We start from the raw sequence: 3,412 nt of genomic DNA, 5'->3' as shown, positions 1-3,412 counted from the left end.
GGACACGGTGATCCAGACGCTGGCCTTCGCAGGCGGCCTCGCGCTACTCGTTGGCAGCGGTGTGGTTCTGGCGCTCAAGATCATCGAGCTGACCAAGGTCATCAAGAAGATGTCCGAGGCTCAGGCCATCTTCAACGCCATCGCGGCGATGAACCCCTACATCATCCTGGCGGTCGCCCTCGTGGCCGGCGTCGCCCTGATCTACAACCTCGTCAACGCGAAGAAGGCCGAGGCTGCCGCATCCAAAGAGGTCGTCAGGTCGACCCGCGATGAGGCGGCGGCTCAAAAGCAGCTCAACGACGCCAAGATCGAGGAGCTGCGGGCCGACCAAGAGCGGACCGTCAAGGCCAAGGAGCGGGCCCTTCAGCGCCTCGAGGACGCCAAGTACGCCTATGACGAGGAAGCCGCCGCAGCCCAGGCCGCCCTGGACAAGGTCGTCGGTCTCTATGGGGACCAGCGGACCGAATGGCAGAAGACCGTCGACGCCATCATCGCCGGGATCCGCGAGGAGCGCGACGAGAAGATCAAGGCGGCCGAGGAGGCCTGCCAGGAAGAGATCGATGCGGCCGAGGAAGCCTTCCAGGCCGTGGCCGCCCAGTACACCGACCAGCGCGACGACCACCAGAAGCTCATCGACAGCATCATTCGGGACATCGAGGACCAGAGGGACGCCGAGATCCAGGCCGAGAAAGACGCGGCCGAAGAGACCAAGCAGGGGTATCAGGGCCAGCTAGACGCCGCCCGCAAGACCTATGATAAAACGGTCGAGGCCGCCCGGGAGGCCCACGACAAGATACTGGACATCGCGAACGACAAGATGGACGCCGAGGTCTCGGCCCTACAGGACCAAATTGAGGTCATCGACAAGGCCGAGGATGAGCGGCAGCGGCAGCAAGACAGGGCCGAGAAGGTCGCGGCCGTCGAGTCCGCCAAGACCGAAGCGGACAAGACCCGGGCCATCGCCGACCTGGCCGAGTGGGACCGCAGGGAAACCCTCCGGCTCCAAAAGCAGAAGCTCCAGGATCAGATCGACGCCGCCCGGGCGAGCTTTGAAGCCCTAAAGAAAAGCGAGAACGACAAGCTCAAGGCCGCCGAGGACGCCGCGAAGGCTGCCCTCAAATCGGCCCAGGACCAGTATGATGCCGACGTTGCCGCGCTCAAGACTGCGACTGGCCAGAAGATCGCCGACATCAAGGCCCTCTACCAGACCAAAGCCGACGAGGCCCTCCAGGATCTCAACGCGGCCAAGCTGACCTACGACACCGACGTCGCCAATGCCAAGTCGGCCCTGGAGACCAAGAAGACCGATCTCACCCAGTTCTACGCGGACAAACAGGCTGCGGCCACGGCCGACCTCGAGGCCGCGAAGGTCATCTACGACCAGGCCATTACGGACGCCGAGGCCCACTTCACCGCCCTGACCGGCCTTGCCGTCGCTGTCTACGACGAGGAGTATAAGCGGCAGCAGCGGGCCCTCCGGGACACGCGGCAATACTACGACGACCAGCTCGCCGCCCTGCAGGAGTACAACAACAAACTCGCCCAGCTGACGACGCCACCGGCCACGCCGCCGGCACCGGAGGCGACGCCGGCGGCCGGGTCGCCCGGCTCGCCCGGCTCGCCCGGCTCCTCGGGCCCATCTGACCAAGGCCGCTCCGGCTACTGGGAGCCGACCCAGCGGACCAATATCCGCCGGTACGGGTCAGGCGGCTCTGTCGCTTCGGACGGCTGGATCTTCGCTCACGCCGGCGAGTGGGTCCTCAACCGCCAGCAGACCACCGCCATGGCCGGCTCCGGCCTCGGCGGGGGGAACGTGACGTTCATTTTTAACAACCCGCAGATCACCTCCCGCCAGTCCGCCAGAAACCTCCTCCAGGATGCGTACAACGAGCTGAAGCGAAACCGCAAGCTCCGGGGGTAGACCATGCTGACCACGACGATCGCCGGGGTCGACCGCTCCACGCTGATCCTGGCGGAGACATATAACATCGACAGCCAGCTGGGGAGCCGCCGGGACACGGCCGCCTTCGTCCTCGAGTCCGGCGACGGGTCGGTCAAGGCCGAGGTCGGCCAGGCCGTGCTCATCACGAACGAGGCGGGCACCCGGATCTTCGGCGGCCGGATCTCCACCGCGCCCCCGACGGCCCAGGGACCAGTGGCCATGCGCTACGAGGTCACCTGCGTCGACTGGTCGGACGACCTCACCCATCACCTTGCCAACGAAGAGTACACAAACAAGACCTGCAAGGAGATCATCAGCGACCTCCTCACGAAGTACGCGCCCGGCGATGGGTTCACGACTATCAACGTTCAGGACGGCCCGGTGATCAAGAAGATCAAGTTCCCCTACAAGGACCTCGCGTGGTGCTTCGACCAGCTGGCGGCAAGGGCCGGCGGGTACGGGTGGTGCCCGGACAGCCTCAAGGACATCCACTTCTTCGCCCGCGAGACCGACTACGCCCCGATCACGATCACGGCCGCCTCCAAGAACTACATCGACATGCGGGTGGATCCGGACCGGTCGCAGCTCGTCAACAAGGTCACCCTCCGCGGGGGGAACTACGTCGCCGCGGCCATCACCGAGCACCTGACCGGCGACGGCCGCAAGCGTGTCTTCTCCCTCGGCTACAAGCCGAAGAACGTCACCATCTCCGCCGGCGGGCCAGCCATCGCCCCGGGGGTTGACAACCTCGACGACGAGGGCAGCTTCACCTGGTTCATGAACCACCAGGAGAAGTTCGTGCGGGTCGCGGCCGCCACGGCCACGCCGGCCGACGCTGCCACCATCGACGTCACCTACAGCCCGGTGATCCCGCTCCTGGTCCAGCAGGCCGACGAGCCTTCCATCGCCGAGACGGCCGCCCGGGAGGGCGACGACGGCATCCGCGAGATCATCATCGTCGACGAGTCCATCACCTCGCTGGAGGCCGCTCAGGATCGCGTCCAGGCCGTGCTGACCGCCCGGGCCAAGGTGGCCACCCCGGGGAGCTTCTCGACCCGCGAGACGGGGCTCAAGGCCGGCCAGCTGCTCTCGATCGAGCTGCCGAAGTTCGGGCTCTCCGGCTGGTACATGATCCAGGCCGTCTCCATGCGCTATCTCGGGGATCTCAACCGCTACCAGTATGAGGTCAGCTTCGGCGACAAGCCGGACGACATCGTTGACTTCTTCGCCTCACTCCTGGACGTCCAGGCGGAGCCCGGGATCGAGATCGACGAGGTTCTCCAGAAGGTCCAGACCCTGTCCGACTCCGCTCAGCTCGACGACGCCGGGGGCCTCGTGACCGAGGTCCGCGACCCGTCGACGTTCAAGTGGGGCGGGCTGCACTTCCTCCGCGGGTCGTTCGACCGCCCCTCCGACGCCTACGACCGCATCACGGGGGCCAGGGTGTTGCCCGGGCTGGGCCGCTTCGAG

At 66.1% G+C, this 3,412-nt stretch carries 2 protein-coding genes; both read left to right on the top strand.

All coding sequences use genetic code 11. The features are described 5' to 3' along the window. On the top strand, positions 1-1,921 hold a 1,921-nt coding region (locus VGL40_11295), incomplete at its 5' end, for a hypothetical protein (protein ID HEY3315845.1). 3 nt (positions 1,922-1,924) lie between these two features. After that, positions 1,925-3,412 (top strand): hypothetical protein (locus VGL40_11290; protein ID HEY3315844.1); only part of this gene is annotated, 1,488 nt, incomplete at its 3' end.

This window comes from Bacillota bacterium (assembly GCA_036504675.1).
Classification (GTDB): domain Bacteria; phylum Bacillota; class Sulfobacillia; order JAJYWN01; family JAJZPE01; genus DASXUT01.
Note: the sequence above shows the minus strand (reverse complement) of the source record. Positions and strands in the feature narration are given on the sequence as shown.